Annotated in this window: 15 protein-coding genes; 13 read left to right on the forward strand and 2 right to left on the reverse strand. The window is 35.3% G+C overall.

Annotated elements, in window-relative coordinates; all coding sequences use genetic code 11:
• Window positions 1-254 precede the first annotated feature (254 nt).
• The 8 genes from EG344_RS20640 (at window position 255) to EG344_RS20675 (ending at window position 9,146) form a co-directional block, all read left to right on the forward strand.
• Window positions 255-1,337, forward strand: coding sequence for a glycosyltransferase (locus EG344_RS20640; RefSeq protein WP_123911207.1), 1,083 nt, complete (start codon window positions 255-257; stop codon window positions 1,335-1,337).
• An 18-nt stretch (window positions 1,338-1,355) separates the two neighbouring features.
• A complete protein-coding gene (locus EG344_RS20645; RefSeq protein ID WP_123911208.1) occupies window positions 1,356-1,748 on the forward strand; it encodes a cupin domain-containing protein in 393 nt (130 codons plus the stop codon).
• Between the two features lie 99 nt (window positions 1,749-1,847).
• Entirely contained in the window at window positions 1,848-2,981 is a 1,134-nt protein-coding gene (locus EG344_RS20650; protein ID WP_123911209.1) for a helix-turn-helix domain-containing protein, read from the forward strand.
• A gap of 60 nt (window positions 2,982-3,041) precedes the next feature.
• The gene (locus tag EG344_RS20655) at window positions 3,042-3,683 is read left to right on the forward strand and encodes a hypothetical protein (RefSeq protein WP_123911210.1); all 642 of its coding nucleotides are present in this window, start codon (window positions 3,042-3,044) and stop codon (window positions 3,681-3,683) included.
• Between the two features lie 169 nt (window positions 3,684-3,852).
• Complete coding sequence (locus EG344_RS20660) at window positions 3,853-4,194, forward strand: hypothetical protein (protein WP_123911211.1); 342 nt, start codon at window positions 3,853-3,855, stop codon at window positions 4,192-4,194.
• A gap of 127 nt (window positions 4,195-4,321) precedes the next feature.
• Complete coding sequence (gene lpdA / locus EG344_RS20665; protein WP_123911212.1) at window positions 4,322-5,725, forward strand: dihydrolipoyl dehydrogenase; 1,404 nt, start codon at window positions 4,322-4,324, stop codon at window positions 5,723-5,725.
• A 491-nt stretch (window positions 5,726-6,216) separates the two neighbouring features.
• Window positions 6,217-7,059 (forward strand): DUF4476 domain-containing protein, encoded by an 843-nt coding sequence (locus tag EG344_RS20670; protein WP_123911213.1) that lies wholly within the window; start codon window positions 6,217-6,219, stop codon window positions 7,057-7,059.
• A 131-nt stretch (window positions 7,060-7,190) separates the two neighbouring features.
• Complete coding sequence (locus EG344_RS20675; RefSeq protein ID WP_123911214.1) at window positions 7,191-9,146, forward strand: hypothetical protein; 1,956 nt, start codon at window positions 7,191-7,193, stop codon at window positions 9,144-9,146.
• 125 nt (window positions 9,147-9,271) lie between these two features.
• On the opposite strand, the gene EG344_RS20680 is transcribed toward EG344_RS20675, so the two are convergent.
• Window positions 9,272-9,718, reverse strand: a complete 447-nt coding sequence (locus tag EG344_RS20680; protein ID WP_123911215.1) for a hypothetical protein — start codon at window positions 9,716-9,718, stop codon at window positions 9,272-9,274.
• A 127-nt stretch (window positions 9,719-9,845) separates the two neighbouring features.
• Here EG344_RS20680 and EG344_RS20685 point away from each other — a divergent pair, with 127 nt between their 5' ends.
• From EG344_RS20685 to EG344_RS20705, 5 genes are all read left to right on the forward strand, one after another.
• Window positions 9,846-10,673, forward strand: a complete 828-nt coding sequence (locus EG344_RS20685) for a S1 RNA-binding domain-containing protein (RefSeq protein ID WP_123911216.1) — start codon at window positions 9,846-9,848, stop codon at window positions 10,671-10,673.
• A 227-nt stretch (window positions 10,674-10,900) separates the two neighbouring features.
• Complete coding sequence (locus EG344_RS20690; protein ID WP_123856149.1) at window positions 10,901-11,494, forward strand: TetR/AcrR family transcriptional regulator; 594 nt, start codon at window positions 10,901-10,903, stop codon at window positions 11,492-11,494.
• An 87-nt stretch (window positions 11,495-11,581) separates the two neighbouring features.
• Window positions 11,582-12,949, forward strand: coding sequence for a TolC family protein (locus tag EG344_RS20695; RefSeq protein WP_123911217.1), 1,368 nt, complete (start codon window positions 11,582-11,584; stop codon window positions 12,947-12,949).
• Between the two features lie 6 nt (window positions 12,950-12,955).
• Window positions 12,956-14,017: an efflux RND transporter periplasmic adaptor subunit gene (locus EG344_RS20700; protein ID WP_123911218.1), complete on the forward strand. Its 1,062-nt coding sequence runs from the start codon at window positions 12,956-12,958 to the stop codon at window positions 14,015-14,017.
• A 7-nt stretch (window positions 14,018-14,024) separates the two neighbouring features.
• Window positions 14,025-17,210: an efflux RND transporter permease subunit gene (locus tag EG344_RS20705; protein ID WP_123911219.1), complete on the forward strand. Its 3,186-nt coding sequence runs from the start codon at window positions 14,025-14,027 to the stop codon at window positions 17,208-17,210.
• Window positions 17,211-17,540: 330 nt separating this feature from the next.
• On the opposite strand, the gene EG344_RS20710 is transcribed toward EG344_RS20705, so the two are convergent.
• On the reverse strand, window positions 17,541-17,987 hold the full coding sequence (locus tag EG344_RS20710) for a KTSC domain-containing protein (protein ID WP_068943585.1): 447 nt from the start codon (window positions 17,985-17,987) through the stop codon (window positions 17,541-17,543).
• Window positions 17,988-18,085: the final 98 nt, after the last annotated feature.

An 18,085-nucleotide genomic window follows, 5' to 3' on the forward strand; every position in this document is an offset into this window, starting at 1 on the left:
ATATGGTTCGAAATTTTTTAAACCGCATAGGCACATAGATTTTACAAATAAGATGATTAATGATAAAAGTAGATTTTAACAGTATACAATTTTATCGGAGATAAAATCTTTGCGCCTTATAGCATTCACCTATTCTATAATCTTCGCGTCTTTGCGAATGCCAACCAATATATATTTAAAAATTGAGATTGTTTTAACAGCAATGCTAAAAGGAATATTTGACTTGTAATTAAACTTTTTAGTAACTTTAACTGATGAAAAAAATATCTGTCATATTTATTCTGCCGGACTTAGAAACCGGAGGCGCAGAAAGGATAGTTACCACCATAGCAAATCATCTTTCCAGGGATCGTTTTGAGCCTAAGATTTTGCTATTGCGTAAACAGGGCGGATATCTTGATTTTTTGAAAAAAGATGTTGAAATTATTGACATTAATACTGAAAGGATCAGACATTCTTTAAAACCTATTTTGGGGGAAATTTACAGAAGAAGACCAGATATCGTATTTTCCGGTTTTGGAGAAGTAAATGCCTATTTGTCGTTGTTTATCAAGCTTTTTCCAAGAACAAAATTTATCGCCAGGGAAACAAATGTAGTTACTCAACATGTGACGAGAAAGGAAATTAAATTCTTTTATCATTTTTACAATAACTATCAGAAAATCATTGCGCAAAGTGATGATATGATGAAGGATTTGGTTGATAATTTTAATATCAAAAAGAAAAAAATCGTTAAAATCAATAATCCGGTGGACTTTGATTTTATTGATGAAAAATTAAAGTTTTCTTTAAAACCCGAAGGATTTAAATACAATTATAAGAACGTAGTGGCCATTGGAAACTTATCGGCCAGAAAAGGATTTGATAACCTGTTAAAAGTGTTTTCAAGGCTGAAAAATGAAAATATCATGCTTCATATTCTGGGCGATGGAAAGGATAGAGAAGTGCTGCTTCAGATGAAGGAATTTTTAGGACTAAAAAATGTTATTTTCCATGGCAGACAAGAAAATCCTTATCAGTTCTTAAAGTATGCAGACCTGTTTATTCTTTCTTCAAGGTATGAAGGTTTTCCCAATGTACTTCTGGAAGCAGGAGCATGTGGAACCTATTCTTTAGCCAACAATTGTCCGGGAGGAATCAATGAGATCATTCAGCATAATGTGAATGGAGAAATTGCCAATATTGAAAATTATGAGGATTTTGCGCAGCAAATCATAAAAGTAATGCATGAGAACTATAATCGTGATGCTATAAAGAACTCCATTAAATCCAGATTTTCAAAAAATATTATTTTAGATGAGTATGAAAGGGTATTATTGGATCTAATTTATAAATAATTAATAGCACAAAGCCTTATGAAGAAAACAATTCCATGTATTGCTTTCATGCTGTTTTCTATAACGGTAATGGCCCAGAAAAGCCGGATTGCCAGAAAAGAATTATTGAAAGCTCCAATGAATCAAAAAGTGACTACTGCTGAAGTTCAGGAAATAACAATGCCGGGAGGGGAGACTGCTCCCAAACATTTACATCCATGTCCGGTTATCGGAATTATCAAATCCGGAGAGGCCATTTTTCAGATAGAAGGAAGAGAAAGTATTATTCTTCATGAAGGAGATGCCTTCTATGAACCTAAAAATGTTAACATTCTTCATTTTGATAATGCCTCAAAAGAAAAAGCACTCGTTTTTACGGCAATGTATCTGAAAAAAGGGAATGAAGAAAATATACAGTTTCTAAATAAATAATTGAAATAAGGTGGTCATTTTAACTGCTAATTCAGCTTGCGTAGGTGCTTTTTTATTTTGGATTTTTCGAGCACCTGTAATTTAAATCAATTATTTAACATGATATTGGAAAGCATTGCTTTTTCGGGGATCGTTGTTGCATGTATGTGCATTGCTTTACTGTTTTCCAAAAAGAAAAATGTTTCTTCCGATTATTACCTTATCGTTTGGCTGTTGGTTGGAGCAATTAACCTTGTATACTATTTATTTCCGTTTTTACTTTCTGAAAGGCTTCAACCATTTGGTTTTGCTCTTCCTGTGCTAAGTATGGGAATGCTTTATCTGTATGTTATTTCGATTACCTTTAATATCCCATTTCGTTTTGGGTATTTGATTAAGCACTCTGTATTTTTTATGGGGTATAGTCTGTTTTTTATTGTTGTTTCAACGTTTTATAGCCAGATAGGGTTTAAAAACAGTATTCCTTATTTTATTGAAAAAGACCAAAATGGGATGTTGAATCTGATGACGTTTCCAATGGCTGTTGTGCCTGTGGTTTATATTGTTTTATGTTTTCTGGCTTTAAGAAAATATCAGAAAATGCTTCCTGAATATTATTCTGCTCTTGAAAAGATCAACCTTAACTGGCTGAAGTATATCATTGTTTCATTAATTATCCTTTTTATTGGGGTTTTCTGTATGATTGCTTTAGGAACGCGGACGGATATCATTCCTTTTGACAAAATCTTTCGGATCGTTGCGGTGGTGCAAAGCGGATATTTGTTCTGTATTGTATTCTTTAGTTTACGACAAAGTCTTGTGTTTCATCAGCAGGGAAAGCTGGATATGAATAATGTTGCTGCCAAAGAAGAGAAAATCAATATTCTGGATAAAAATGGCTCTGATAGTGTATCTCAAAAGCTGTTAAAGTTTATGGAAACAGAGAAACCTTACCTTGATGAGGAGCTGAGCCTGCAAAAATTATCTTCGTTAATGAATATTTCCACTCATCAACTTTCACAAACGATCAATCAGGCACTTCATACTAATTTTTACAAATTCGTAAACGCTTACAGAATAGAAGAGGTCAAGAAAAAATTGAGAGATCCTGAGTTTGAAAAGTATTCAATCCTGGGAATTGCTTTTGAATCAGGTTTTAATTCAAAATCTACTTTTAATAAGATCTTTAAAGAAGAAACCGGAATGACTCCATCTGAATTTAAGAAGTCCGGATCTATCAGAAAAGGGTCCTAACCGATCATTTAGGACGATCAGATTGTTGTTTTTATAGGATTTTTGACATCAAAAAAAACTATGGACACACCTCTTCATGTAAGCAACATCATTACACATGTTATCAGCGGAACCATTGCATTGATTGTTGGATTTTTAATCCTATTCAAAACAAAAGGAACACCAACGCATATAAAACTCGGGTATCTTTTTATCTATTGTATGATGGTGGTAGTAGCCACAGGAGCTTTCGGAGTTATTGTATTTAAAAGAAATCTTTTTCTACTGTTAATTACAATTTTGGCTGCCTACAACACTTATTCCGGATTCAGAATCTTAAAAGAAAAAACAAACCTTTTTTATTGGAAAGACCTTTTGGCTATGTTAGGAGCGTTAACTATTGCTTTGGTGTTTATGTATTATCTCAAATTTATTGGCTTTTATTGGAATCCAGTGGTTATTTATTCAGGGGTAGGATATTTGCTGCTGGTGGTTTCGTATGATGTATTCCGTTATTGTATTCCGGCATCCCGCTATGGTAATCTTTGGCGATATGAACATTCTAGTAAAATGATAAGTGCAATGGGAGCTCTTTTATCAGCATTTATAGGAACTCTTCTTCCGGATTATAAACCTTATAGCCAGTTTCTTCCCTCTTTGGTAATGATCTTAATCATGATCTTTTTTAATATCAAAATCTATTTACGTTTAAAAATCAAATGACCCTTTAATCAACACTTTTCCTGAAGCTTTTATTTCCTCAGAATATTAGACTTAGCGAATAGAAATTCTTGAGAATAAAAACAAACATCATTTTTTGTATGCTATTGATCGTAACTTCATATTAATACGTTTTTAGTATTTTTGCGTTTCAAATAAAAATAGAATGAAAATGATTCCTAAAATAGGATGCGCTTGTGAAAAACCTGACCACAATTATACTGAATTTAGAAGTTCCGAACTAGGGGTAGACCATACTAACGGAAGATATGGGGAAGTAAGTATTCAACAGTGCAAGTTATGCCAAAGAATATGGATTCATTATTTTGTTGAATATGAGCATTATTCCAAATCAGGAAGATGGTACAAAGGAATTGTTTCGAAAAAAGACCGTTCACAGATAACCCCTGAAAACGCAGTGGAATATCTTGAGAATCTGGAATGGTATGTTTATGGAGGTTCGTTTTTTGAAAGCACAGGAACGATCGGAAAAGGTAAGCTACAGCTGGATTGATAACCGCGTTAAGGTATTTAAAATTTTTTGATCTCAAAATTGATAAAACTCACTTTGGTGCTTGGTAATTTATATGTAAATTTGTGAGACTTAAGATAGATAATAATAAACAAATTCATAAAATAACATGAGTCAATTCGATGTTACCGTAATAGGTTCTGGTCCTGGAGGTTATGTAGCTGCGATCCGTGCAGCACAGTTAGGTTTCAAAACAGCAATTATTGAAAAATATTCAACTTTAGGCGGAACTTGTCTTAACGTTGGATGTATTCCGTCAAAAGCGCTTCTTGACAGCTCTGAGCATTTCGAAAATGCAAAACATAATTTTGCAGGCCACGGAATCATCATCAACGAGCCTCAAGCGGATATCGCAAGAATGATCGAGCGTAAAAACGAAGTGGTAGATCAAACAACTAAAGGAATCAACTTTTTGATGGACAAGAACAAAATCACTGTTTTTGAAGGATTAGGAAGCTTTGAATCTGCTACTCAGATCAAAATCACTAAAAAAGACGGTTCTTCTGAAACAATTGAATCTAAATATACCATCATTGCAACAGGTTCTAAACCATCTTCTTTACCTTTTATTACTCTTGATAAAGAAAGAGTAATTACTTCTACTGAAGCTTTAAATCTTAAAGAGATTCCTAAGCATTTAGTAGTAATCGGAGGAGGAGTTATCGGTCTGGAATTAGGATCTGTATACTTAAGATTAGGAGCTCAGGTAACTGTAGTTGAGTTCATGGATAAAATCATCCCTGGAATGGATGGAGCTTTAAGTAAAGAATTAACTAAGGTTCTTAAAAAACAAGGAATGAAGTTTATGCTTTCTACTGCGGTTTCTGCGGTTGAAAGAAATGGAGATACTGTAAAAATTACGGCTAAAGATAAAAAAGGAGAAGAGGTAGTTGTAGAAGGAGATTATTGTTTAGTTTCTGTAGGAAGAAGACCTTATACAGAAGGTCTTGGTCTTGAAAAAGCAGGAGTAGAACTTGACGAAAGAGGAAGAGTAAAAACAAACGATCACCTACAGACTAATGTTGCCAACATTTACGCAATCGGAGACGTTATCAAAGGAGCAATGCTTGCTCACAAAGCTGAAGAAGAAGGAGTTCTTGTTGCTGAAATATTAGCAGGTCAGAAACCTCACATCAACTATAACTTAATTCCAGGTGTTGTTTATACTTGGCCGGAAGTTGCAGGAGTTGGTAAAACTGAAGAGCAATTGAAAGAGGAAGGGGTAGCTTACAAAGTAGGATCTTTCCCAATGAGGGCGTTAGGAAGAAGCCGTGCAAGTGGTGATACTGATGGTCTTGTGAAAATTATTGCAGACGAAAAAACGGATGAAGTTTTAGGAATGCACATCATTGGAGCAAGAGCTGCTGACCTTATTGCAGAAGGAGTAATTGCTATGGAATTCCGTGCAAGCGCTGAAGATATCGCAAGAAGTTCTCACGCTCATCCGACATATGCAGAAGCGATCAAAGAAGCTGCATTGGATGCTACAGCAAAAAGACCTATTCATATGTAATATCTGATTAAAGATTTAATCATTTAAATAGTAAAAGAGGAGCAATGGCTCCTCTTTTTTGTATTATATAGTTAAGGAATGTTTTGTCATTGCGAACCGAAAGTGAAGCAATATCAATTTTATATAGGTGTTGGAAATCGCAAAGCTGCAAAGTTTTCTTTAAGGTGCAAGGATTTTATCTGAGATAAAATTGAATGTAGATAGATGTTCTCGCAGGTTTTACTGATTAAGCAGATCAATTAAAAAAATAAAATAACGAAAGATAATTTGGATACATCTCGTTTGCAGGGAATCTTTGATTCTCTTGCGTCTTGAAACATTATATTATTTAAACTCTTTACGTTGCTCCAACCACTTTATTAATTGTAATAGTAGAACATCTTTTTTATTCCTACATATCAGATAGAAACCAAGGGTAAGAATTTCAGTTTTGATGATATAATAAACCTTTTTTGGCATAGAAATGGAGATTGATTTTTGAAAAATTAAATATGAAGAAAATTTTTATCAGCTTAATGCTTTTGATTGGAATGAGTTCTTTTGCTCAAGAGGCGGGGAAAGCGGGGGAATTATTAAAAAATGAAGCTTCTAAAGCCGAAATGAAGGAGGCGAAAGGAATGAATGATAAAAATAAAGCACCTGATTATAAGACCTGGGGACCCATCATTCCGGATAGAGTCAAAAACTATAAGTATATACAGAAAAACTACGGCTATGCAGAAGTTTTTTTGAGAATTCCTGAACAAGGTTTTTTCACTGTAGAGGTTGGAGATCAGGTGATCGCTAATGGTTCCGGCAAATATCGTTTTTTTGATCTTCAATCCGGGAAAATGCCAATATCAATTTATGAAAATGGTTTCTTAATCTATAGAACTTCATTGATGCTTCGAAATAATAACAGAATGATGTTAGACTTTTTTATCAATGAAGGGTTGTATCTGCTGGATTCATATCCGATACAGGGACAATATGCATTTAATGATTGGAATGATCTATGGAACAACCCTTACGGAAATCAATCCGGAAATTGGAATAATTCAGGAAATGTGATGGATAATGCTACTTTCCGACAATTTTTTGAAATGCTGCAGAGAACCGAAAAATTTGACGATGGAAAAGTTGCCTTGATTAATCAACAGATGAAAAACTCTATGTTTACCGCTGCACAGATAAGAGACCTGGTAAAATCAATAAGCTTTGATAAGAATAAATTAATAGTGGCAAAATCAATGTATTTGAGTTGTGTAGATAAGAATAAATATTTCATGGTGTATGAAGCCTTTGATTTTGAAAACAGTAAAAGAGAGCTCAGGGATTATATCTCCAGTTTATAAGAAGTAAGAGAAGCGGTTGCTTCTCTTTTTTGTGATTTATCTCATAATAATACGAGTGTTTATTTATTTTTATTTAGAAAAAATATAAATAAATTTATTGCTTAATATTTAATAACCTAAAATTCTATTTTATGAGAAGATCTTTATGGGTATTGAGCTTTGTACTCTCACTCATGGCATGCAGTTTTGTAAATGCACAGCTACAGGATGTGATAACCCTTAAAAAAATTGAAGTCTACGGGCAGCAACATACTTCTAATGTAACCCTTTACAAAAATGCACCGGTCACTATAAAGGTATCGTATTCTGTATTGAAGCAAACCCCTTCATTTACTAAAATTGCGTCCTCTGTATATTTTGTTGCTGATATGGCAACAGGTTCTCCACTGCAGATTCATGTCCATTCAGGGCCAGGATTTCCGGTTTCAGCTGGGGAAAAGCAGGATTATGAATTCTACACAGTAGTACAGAATGCATCAATGCTGATTAAATCTTTTAACTCAGGTAATTTATACTTAAGGCTATTTTCTTCGTCAGATGGGGTCCTTGCTTATTCTAATAAGTTTACTACAACTTTTTCCGATCCTACCGTGTTAAACAATACAATTAGTATAAGTGGTAATGCCAATTATATGGAAAGTGGTCCCACTATTACTGGGTCTGCACCTAGCGTAATGCCATCCGGAGGAAATGTTAAATACTATTGGCAGAAAAGGGAAGTATCTGCTAATCCAAAATTTGCCAGCAGCTGGCAGAAAATAAATGTGAATGCACAACACTATACACCAACGGCCGCTATGAACCAGACCCGTTATTTCATGAGAAGGGCTGTAGAAACAGATCAGTTTGGGACTTATTTCAGCAATGAAGTTGAAGTGAAAGTGAATGTAGGGAACAATCTTCTTGAATTAAGAATGGATGGCGTTACCAGCTCACTTTATATTAAAGGGCAAAAAGGAGCTGGAGGTGATGGAACTGCTTTAATGACCTATAAATGGCAGGAGAAATCCAATTCGACATGGAACAATATTACAGTTCCATCGGGAGATGATTTTATGTTATCTATTCCTTCTACGGCAATTCCGAAATATTATCGCAGACTTATTTCATCACCAGGACTTCCGGATAGTGTAAGTAACGAAATTGAAGTTTTACCGGGTATTCATAACAATACGATCATTAGAACTAAGAATCCGATGTTAGATGTATTTTACGAGGGAGATAAACTCTTACCGGGACAAATTCCTATGGAAGGAAGGTTAACAACTGGTGATACATTTTATACTACTGAAAAACCACTGACTTATCAATGGCAGAAAAAAGAACAAAACACTGCTTGGGAAGATATTGCCGGAGCTAATGGCAGATATTATGATATTAATATTCCGGTATATGACGGGACCGAGTTCAGAGTGAAGTGCAATACACCGAATTTAGGAGATTCTTATAGTAATGCCATCAGCTTTGCTATTTCTCATTTCCCGGCTATTGAAAATAATACCATTCAGTTTGATCCCGGAAATGTTGAGAATATTCTTGGAACGATTCCCACTGGAGGAGACGGCAATTATCAATACTATTGGGTGGTAGATATATATAAGGAGGAATCAATAGGAGCTTTGCCTACATTGATCCATACCCAAAATAGTACAATTGAGGAACAGGCAAGCAGATATCCTATTACTCATGATGAATATTATTTCACCCGCTATGTAATATCAGATGGGGTGTGGAAAGCCTCAAATACCCTGAAATATTCTTATACTAATGGTGTCCTTCTTAAGCAGGCTCTTCAGGCCCGAAATTTAAAGATGGCTGTAAATGAATCTGAAAAGAAAATTTTGGTAACGGAAAATAAGGGTGAAGTAGTATTTAATTTTAAAAATTACAATAAGGAGAATGCTCAGATCTATATAGTAGGTCTAAACGGAATGAAAGCAGAGAAAATTATGACAACCACCATTGAAGGTGATAATTTTGTAAACAACTGGCAAGTTCCTCATAGCTACCTTCCTGGAGTTTATATTTATAAAATTATATTGAACAATGGAGAAGTAAAAAGTGGAAAGGTAATTTTGAAAAAATAATAAGAGAAGAGGAGCAGTATAAACTGTTCCTCTTTTTTTAGAAAAAATGGTATGACCCCTTTATAGTATTCTTTATAATTCAAATAATGGTTAAACATTATCCGGAATTTAGTAAGTAGGTTGCTCTACATAATCTTCATTTTATCATAAAATTTTGAATGGCTGGGAGCAATATTGAATTGTATTCCAAAGGTGATTCCTTTAAAATATTTTTCTTTGTGTATAGGAAAAGCATATCCGGTATTAATAAAGAAGGCATTGAACAGGGAGATGCCAATTCTTGGTTCCAATGCATATTGGTTTATCGAAGTCCCATATAGCAAGCCATTATTGATGTAATAAATGTTGGCTTCCGGAATAAATTTATCAGTTTGATTGATGCGTGTATAAAGTATGGAGGGACCCAAAATTATAGATTGATGATTAGAATTTCCAAGTCTGAATTCAAGTCCGGCTTGTAAAACATTTCTCCCGGAATAGCGGTAGGCTAGGTTAACCGCTGTTCTATCCAGAACTTGTGCATGAGCGGTTATGATAGAAAGAAGAAAAGCCACAGCAAAATACTTTTTCATGATTTTAGATTTTTTATTTAAATATAAGGGTTTTGAAGGCTGTCTGAAAGATAAAATGATTCTTAAAAGTATTCACTAGGTTATAGTCTTCAAATTTCCGTACCTTTGTCAGCTAATTTTATCATCAATGCAACTCGGAAAAACTCAGACTTTACAAATTTCAGAAAAACTCAATTCAGGATGGATCTTAATAGATGAAGAATCCGGTGAAAAAGCTTTTCTTCCTAAAATCTTCATCCGTGAAGAACAGGAAGTAGGAGAGTATGTAGAAGTTTTTGTATATCAGGATGATGATAAATTGAAGGCTACCACTGAAATTCCGTTGGCAGAAGTAGGGGAATTTGCAGTAATGAGCTGTGTACAAAGTCTTCCAAGTGGTGCTTTTATGGATTGGGGAATTATTAAAGACCTGTTTATTCCTTACAAACAGCAGAAAACTAAGATTATTGAAGGCAAAAGATACCTTGTTTATCTTTATGTAGATGAGGATATGAAGCTGATTACCGGGACAACAAAGTTCAAAAGAAATCCTCAATATCAGGATCTTCCGTTCAAAAAAGGAGATAAAGTAGATCTTATTATGATGAATGAAAGTGAACTGGGCTGGAATGTCATCATTAATAAACAGTATATTGGTTTGATATATGCTTCTGATGTTTTCAAAAAACTATATCCGTTGTCAGAGGAGAAAGGATTTATCAAGGTTATTCGTGAAGACGGGAAAATTGATATTTCCCTGCAGCCGGAAGGATTTGAAAACATTGATGAATTCAAACAAAAGATTTTGGACAAATTAGAAGAAAATTATGGACTTCTGTATGTTTCAGATAAATCTTCTCCTGAAGAGATCAAGGATGAGCTTCAGATGAGTAAAAAGAACTTTAAAAAAGCAATCGGAGGACTTTATAAAGATAAGATCATCGATATTTTAGACGACAAAATCAAATTACTATAAAATTAAAAAGAGCAGAATTTTCTGCTCTTTTTTGTTGATATCTATTTCTAAAACTCTTTTAGAGTGGAACTTCTATAGTATTCACTACAATACTATGCAATCTTAAAAACCAAACCTTTGTTTCAAAAACATGATGCATATCATAACAATTTAGTTTAATTTTTTTGTTTAACAATTTTGTCAAAAACAAAATTCGATATACATTTGCACAAATTTGCTTAACAAAAATGTCAAATCAAGCAAAAAAAGACCAAACACAGGAATTGATCAAGGAGACAGCGAAGAAATTATTCTTTGTGAAAGGAAAATTTGATGCTACTACGCAGGAGATTGCCGATGAAGCAGGAGTGAATAGAACCCTTATAAATTATTATTTCCGATCAAGAGACAAACTGATTCAGATCATCTTTGATGAAGCTCAGAAAGTAGAGGAGGAAAAATCAAAGATCATTCAGAATTCGGATCTTCCATTTAAGGAGAAGATTAGTAAGTTTATAGAAAGCAGCCTTTCTACGAGCCTTCAATATCCATACCTGGAAACTTACATCGTTTCACAGATCAATAAAGGAACCTGCCATCACCGAGAAATAGAGGAAGATATCCTGGAAAAAATGTACAGTGATATTGAAAAAGAAATGGAATTAGGGAATATTGAGAAAATGGCCCCTGTTCAGTTTATTCTGAATATGGTTTCACTATTGGTATTTCCAAGTGCCGTAAGACCCTTATTTATGGAGAATTTATTGATTAGTGATGAGGAATATGATAAGATTATTTCCGTGAGAAAAGAGATCATTCTGAATATGTTATTTAAAAATTAAAAAAATCTAAAGTATTTCTTAAAATGATTCGTCAGTTAGAAATAAAACAAGGATAAAAATTAAAAAAATAAACGAAGTATAAAAATTATGAAAAGAAAACGTATAACTGCTATAAAGCTAAAGATTGGGATAGCTGCAGCATTTATGATTTTCGGTTTTTCATCAGTGTCTGCCCAGCAGCAGGTTTCTCTGCAAGAAGCAATAAAACAGGCACTCCAGAATAAGGCAGAAGCTAAAAAAGCAGCCTTACAGGTTAAAAAAGCCGAATATAAGATTGATGAGGCCAGAGCTGGGGCCTTACCTCAGATAAGTGCGACGATCAATAACACGTACAATCCTATTTTACAAAAAACGGTTCTTCCGGGAGAGATTGTAGGTAAACCAGGAGAGCTTATTCCCGTTGCTTTCGGAACCAAATGGCAATCTGTGAATGTGGTTACTCTTAATCAAAACATTTTTGATCAAAGAGTTTTTATCGGTCTTAAAGCTGCTAAATCAACACGTGAGTTTTACCTTTTGAACTCTGAGATGACGAATGAACAGATCATTGAAAATGTTGCTACAGCATATTATCAGGTATTTGTTCAGGAGGAAAATCTGAAAACGATACAAGAAAGCTATGCTAATACAGAGCGAGTAAGAAATGTAATCAAAAGTTTGGTAGATAACGGATTAGCTAAGCCAATTGATCTTGATAGAACGAATGTTCAGCTTACCAATATAGGTTCTAATAAGCAACAATTGATTAATGCGGTAGAGGTTTCAAAAAATTCATTGAAGTTTTATATGGGAGTTCCTATTGAAAGCTCTATTGAACTTGAGGAAAAAGAAATTATCCCTAATCCTGAGCTATTGGCAACCAATGTGAATCTGGAAACCCGTTCAGAATTAAAAGTTTTAAATAAACAAAAAGAACTTTTACAATTCAACAAAAAAGCAACCATAGCCAACTTATATCCTACAGTAGGACTTACGGCTAACTATGGATGGCAAGGACTGGGAAATAAATTTCCTTATACTACAGGATCAAGCCAGGGAACAAACTGGGGGGATTACGCTTCAATTGGTTTAGCCATTAAGATTCCTATCTTTATGGGAGGAGCTACCAAGGCTCAAATCCAGCAGTCGGAAATTGATATCCAAGATCTGGATCAGGATATTCAAAACAAAAAGCTGAACCTGAGTTTAGATTATAAAAATGCTATTTCTAATATGGAAAACGCCATTATCAATATTCAAAGCACGAAAGATAATGTGGATCTTGCAGAAAAAGTACAAAAAAATACCCAGTCTAACTACCAGTACGGTTTAGCAACACTTACTGAAGTACTAGATACTGAGAATTCTCTTACGCAGGCAAAACAAAACTATGCTAATGCATTGCTGGATTATAAGCAAGCTGAGATCAAGGTAATTAAAGCAAAAGGAGAGTTAAACACATTACAAAACTTATAATAAACAATGAAAAAAACTTTAATATATATCATCGTAGCAGCTGTACTCGTAGGGCTGGCAGCTTACAAGATTGCTGGTAACAAAGAAAAGCAGACTCAGGAAGTAAAAGAGGTTGCCAAGCAGGTAGATAAAATCAACGTTAATATTGTAACGGTAGCAAGAGAAAATATCGATACAGACTATTCTGCGAACGGGACATTTTTACCTAAGCAGGAAATGAATCAGGCTTCTGAAATTTCAGGACGTATTGTGAGTGTGTTGGTAAAAGAAGGTTCAAGAGTAGGAGCAGGACAGGTATTAGCAACTATTAAAAGAGATGCTATCGAAGTAGATGTTACCCAGGCTCAGAATAACTTACAGAATGCTATCATCGACAACCAGCGTTACGAAAATGCATACAAAACAGGTGGAGTTACGAAACAACAGCTTGATAACTCAAGACTGCAATTGAAAAATATGCAGGCTGCAGTGAAAGCTCAGGGAGTTAAAGTAAATGATACAAGTATCCGTGCGGGAATCAGTGGTACAGTTAACAAAAAAATGGTTGAGCCTGGAACTGTAGTCTCTCCGGGAACAGCAATGTTTGAGATCGTTAATATCAACAGCTTAAAGCTTTCTGTTTTAGTAGATGAAAGTCAGGTTGGAAAAATTCAGTTAGGTCAGGAAGTTCCCATTAATGTTAATGTATTACCTGAAGATTCTTTCGTAGGTAGAATTACATTTATCGCTCCCAAAAGTGATGCTTCTTTGAATTTCCCTGTTGAGATTGAAGTTCAGAACAGAGGAAACCTAAAAGCCGGTATGTATGCAACAGCTACCTTTAAAACAAACCATGGGGCAGAAACTCAGAATATGCTGACTGTTCCTGCGGAAGCGTTTGTAAATGGAGTAAGCTCAGGACAATTATTCGTAGTTGAAAAGGGTGTAGCTAAATTGATTAAAGTAACTGTTGGTAAAATTTACGGAGATAAAGTACAGGTGTTAAGCGGACTAAACGGTGGTGAGCAGGTGGTAACCAGCGGACAGATCAACCTGGATAACGGATCTAAAGTAAACATTATAAAGTAATCGGTTTATGAAGTTAGCAGAAATATCGATTAAAAGACCCTCGTTGGTAATTGTATTATTTACAATTCTGACGCTGGGAGGTATCCTGAGTTATACACTCATGGGATACGAATTGATTCCGAAATTTGAAACCAACATGGTAACCATTTCCACGGTGTATCCGGGAGCTTCGCCAGCAGAGGTGGAGACCTCCGTCACCCGGAAGATTGAGGATGCCGTAGGTTCTTTGGAAAACGTAAAAAAAGTAGAATCTTCTTCATACGAAAGTTTATCCGTTATCATGGTTCAGCTGAACAATGGAGCAGATGTTGACTTTGCCTTGAATGATGCACAGCGTAAGGTAAATGCTATTTTGGCTGATTTCCCTAAAGATGTAAAAGCACCATCACTGAATAAATTCTCTTTGGATGATTTACCTATTATCACAATGAGTATTTCATCAGATAAACTAAACAGCAAGGATCTTTATGACTTATTGGATAAAAAGATCGAACCGATTTTCTCCCGTGTAAACGGAGTAGCACAGGTTGATCTTGTTGGGGGACAGGAAAGAGAAATTCAGGTGAATCTTGATGAGAAAAAATTGCAGGGGTATGGCCTTTCAATAGGAGATGTACAACAGGCGATTCTTTCATCAAACCTTGATTTCCCTACAGGAAGTTTGAAAACAAGAACTACAAAATCTACGATCAGACTATCCGGAAAATATAAGTCTACGGAGGAAATGAACAATCTTGTGGTTTCTAACAAAAACGGAGCGCAAGTACGTTTATCTGATGTTGCTACCGTTTTTGACTCTCAGAAAGATGTTGAGAAAGTAGCAAGATTCAATCAGTTTCCAACCATCTTAATGCAGGTGAAAAAGCAGTCTGATGCGAATGCGGTAGCTGTATCTGAAAGTGTTCAGAAAACAATTAAGACAGTAGAAGAAGCATATAAAATTCAGGGAATAAAAGTAAAAGTAGTCAATGATACTACAGACTTTACCCTGGAATCAGCGAACCACGTTATTTTCGACTTATTCTTAGCGATTATCCTCGTGGCTATTGTAATGCTATTGTTCCTTCACAGTATCAGAAACGCATTTATTGTAATGGTTTCTATCCCGGCTTCATTGGTGGCAGCATTCATCGGAATGAACCTTATGGGATATACTTTGAACCTTATGAGTTTACTAGGGCTTTCCCTTGTGGTAGGTATCCTGGTGGATGACGCGATTGTGGTACTTGAAAACATTTACCGTCACATGGAGATGGGTAAAAGCAAGATCAGGGCAGCCTATGACGGAGCATCAGAAATCGGATTTACGGTAGCAGCGATTACTTTGGTAATTGTGGTAGTATTCTTACCAATTGCGATGAGTTCAGGTCTTGTAGCGAACATCCTGGCACAGTTCTGCGTCACGGTGGTTATTGCGACCTTATTATCATTGTTAGCATCATTTACTATTATTCCTTGGTTGTCATCAAGATTTGGTAAACTGGAGCACTTAACAGGTAAAAACTGGTTTGAGAAATTTATCCTCTGGTTTGAAGGATTAATCGACAAATTTACACACTGGATTACAGATATCCTTGAATGGTGTCTGAAAACAACATTGAGAAGAATTTCAACAGTGGTGATTACATTCATTGTCTTAATCAGTTCCTTCTCATTAGTAATCTTTGGATTCATTGGAGGAGAATTCTTCCCGCCTATTGACCGTGGTCAGTTCTTGGTGCAAATGGAGCTTTCAAAAGATGCAACGATTGAAAAAACCAACCAGTTGACCCTGGATGTAGAGAAATTCTTAAGAAATGATAAAGATGTTGTAGACCTGATTACAACGGTGGGTCAGCAATCAACAGGTTTTGGTGGTGCTCAGGCAACTACTTACCAATCTGAGGTTCAGGTAAACTTAACAGATAAGTCTGAACGTTCTGAAAGTACCAATATCAAAGCGGCAAAAGTAAAAAGAGCATTAGAAGAGAAATTCACAGGAGTGGAATTCAAAACAGCTCCAATTGGGATCATGGGTGCGGAAAATGCTCCGATTGAAATGGTAGTAACTGCTCCGGATAATGAAACGGCTGTAAAAGAAGCTACAAGAATCCTTGAATTGTTGAAAAAAGTTCCGGGAGCAGTAGATGCAGAATTATCTACGGACTCTGGTAACCCTGAAGTACAGGTAACACTTGACAGAGATAAAATGGCTTCTTTAGGCTTGAACCTTTCAAGTGTAGGACAGACAATGCAAACCGCATTCAACGGAAATACAGACGGGAAGTTTAAAGCCGGAGAATATGAATATGACATCAACATCCGTTTTGGAGACTTCAACAGACAGTCTATTGATGATGTTAAAAACCTGATCTTTACAAATCCTCAGGGACAACAGGTTCGTTTAAGCCAGTTTGCTGATGTTAAAATGGGTTCAGGACCAAGTTTGCTTGAGCGTAGAGATAAATCTCCATCTGTAAAAGTAAGAGCTAAAGCAGTAGGTAGACCAGTAGGAGACGTAGCTAACGAATGGGCTGCCAAATTTATGAACGGTAAAAAACCTATTGGTGTAGACTACATCTGGAGTGGTGATATGGAAAACCAACAGGAAGGTTTCGGTACGTTAGGAATTGCTTTATTAGCAGCTATCGTATTGGTATACCTGGTAATGGTATCCTTATATGACAGTTTCGTATATCCTTTCGTAGTATTGTTCTCTATTCCGTTGGCGATGATCGGGGTAATGGTAATCCTTGCCTTAACCGCTAACTCATTGAACATCTTTACGATGCTGGGGATGATTATGTTGATCGGTCTTGTTGCGAAGAACGCGATTATGATCGTTGACTTTACGAATGCAAGAAAAGCAGCGGGAGCAACCACTCATGATGCGTTAATTCAGGCTAACCACGCCCGTCTTCGTCCGATCCTGATGACAACCATTGCGATGATCTTCGGTATGTTACCGATCGCATTGGCAACAGGAGCTGGAGCAGAAATGAACAAAGGTCTTGCATGGGTAGTAATCGGTGGTTTGACATCGTCTCTATTCCTTACTTTGATCATTGTACCGGTAGTATACTCTTTATTTGACTCTATTCTAAGAAGAATGGGTAAAGATAATAAAGTAGACTATGAAGCTGAAATGAAGGCAGAATATGTACACAGAGAATTAAATGAAGATGGATTTACACCTAAGCATTTAGACAAATAAAATATCATATACCTTTAATTAATCGAAAGCGCCTCAGATTTTTCTGAGGCACTTTTTTTGTTAGCCACAAATGCACGAATTTGTTTATGAATGATATTATAGGAGATACTTTATAAGAAAAATAATTCGTCCTTTTTAAGACTTTAATTCTTTTAAATATTTCTATTCTATGTTGCTATGTGGTTCAAAATAATTAAACAATATAGGCACATAAATTTTTCCAGTATGAAAATAAAATTATTCGTGCATTAGTGGCTGTTTTTGGGTCCAGTTAATAAAAAAGACTTCCGGAATCAACCGGAAGTCTTCATATATTGTATGCGGAAAAAATTAATCAGCCATAGCTTCACCCGCCTTTCTGAATACAAAATTTCCATAGATGTGTCTTCTTGCAAAACGGCTTGGAGAATCAGCATTCACCATTTTAATATAAGTATTTCTTGGAACTCCCATATATTCATACGTTTTTCCATTCAAATGCAGAACCGTTAAAATCGATTTTTCAAGATAAAAATCCTGAATATTAGATTGGGTAATAGTTTCTGTATATTCTTCTTTGTATTTTTCCTGTGTTTCAGGATTAATGCTTACCAGGAAATGATAGGCTTCAATCACAGACTTGCTTTTCGCTTCTGCTTCAAGTTTTCCTGCTTCATCATTGATAAATTTATCAGGATGTGTATCTTTCATCACATTTCTGTAAATTGTTTTTAACTCTTTTAAAGTTACATTTTTATCAACTCCAAGAAGGGTTCTGTGTTCACCTATTCGTTTCATACTTTGAATTCTTATTTTCGGGGTGCAAAATTAAGGAATTTAATTGAGAATATCATAACTTATTCATTATTAATTTATTTGGTGTTATAAAGTGGGGG

The organism is Chryseobacterium sp. G0162 (assembly GCF_003815715.1).
In the GTDB taxonomy this organism is placed as follows: Bacteria; Bacteroidota; Bacteroidia; order Flavobacteriales; family Weeksellaceae; genus Chryseobacterium.

Excerpts from the sequence above, each read along its gene's own strand:
- EG344_RS20640 (WP_123911207.1), top strand. The coding sequence starts at position 255 with ATGAAAAAAATATCTGTCATATTTATTCTGCCGGACTTAGAAACCGGA.
- EG344_RS20645 (WP_123911208.1), top strand. The coding sequence starts at position 1,356 with ATGAAGAAAACAATTCCATGTATTGCTTTCATGCTGTTTTCTATAACG.
- EG344_RS20650 (WP_123911209.1), top strand. The coding sequence starts at position 1,848 with ATGATATTGGAAAGCATTGCTTTTTCGGGGATCGTTGTTGCATGTATG.
- EG344_RS20655 (WP_123911210.1), top strand. The coding sequence starts at position 3,042 with ATGGACACACCTCTTCATGTAAGCAACATCATTACACATGTTATCAGC.
- EG344_RS20660 (WP_123911211.1), top strand. The coding sequence starts at position 3,853 with ATGATTCCTAAAATAGGATGCGCTTGTGAAAAACCTGACCACAATTAT.
- lpdA (WP_123911212.1), top strand. The coding sequence starts at position 4,322 with ATGAGTCAATTCGATGTTACCGTAATAGGTTCTGGTCCTGGAGGTTAT.
- EG344_RS20670 (WP_123911213.1), top strand. The coding sequence starts at position 6,217 with ATGAAGAAAATTTTTATCAGCTTAATGCTTTTGATTGGAATGAGTTCT.
- EG344_RS20675 (WP_123911214.1), top strand. The coding sequence starts at position 7,191 with ATGAGAAGATCTTTATGGGTATTGAGCTTTGTACTCTCACTCATGGCA.
- EG344_RS20680 (WP_123911215.1), bottom strand. The coding sequence starts at position 9,718 with ATGAAAAAGTATTTTGCTGTGGCTTTTCTTCTTTCTATCATAACCGCT.
- EG344_RS20685 (WP_123911216.1), top strand. The coding sequence starts at position 9,846 with ATGCAACTCGGAAAAACTCAGACTTTACAAATTTCAGAAAAACTCAAT.
- EG344_RS20690 (WP_123856149.1), top strand. The coding sequence starts at position 10,901 with ATGTCAAATCAAGCAAAAAAAGACCAAACACAGGAATTGATCAAGGAG.
- EG344_RS20695 (WP_123911217.1), top strand. The coding sequence starts at position 11,582 with ATGAAAAGAAAACGTATAACTGCTATAAAGCTAAAGATTGGGATAGCT.
- EG344_RS20700 (WP_123911218.1), top strand. The coding sequence starts at position 12,956 with ATGAAAAAAACTTTAATATATATCATCGTAGCAGCTGTACTCGTAGGG.
- EG344_RS20705 (WP_123911219.1), top strand. The coding sequence starts at position 14,025 with ATGAAGTTAGCAGAAATATCGATTAAAAGACCCTCGTTGGTAATTGTA.
- EG344_RS20710 (WP_068943585.1), bottom strand. The coding sequence starts at position 17,987 with ATGAAACGAATAGGTGAACACAGAACCCTTCTTGGAGTTGATAAAAAT.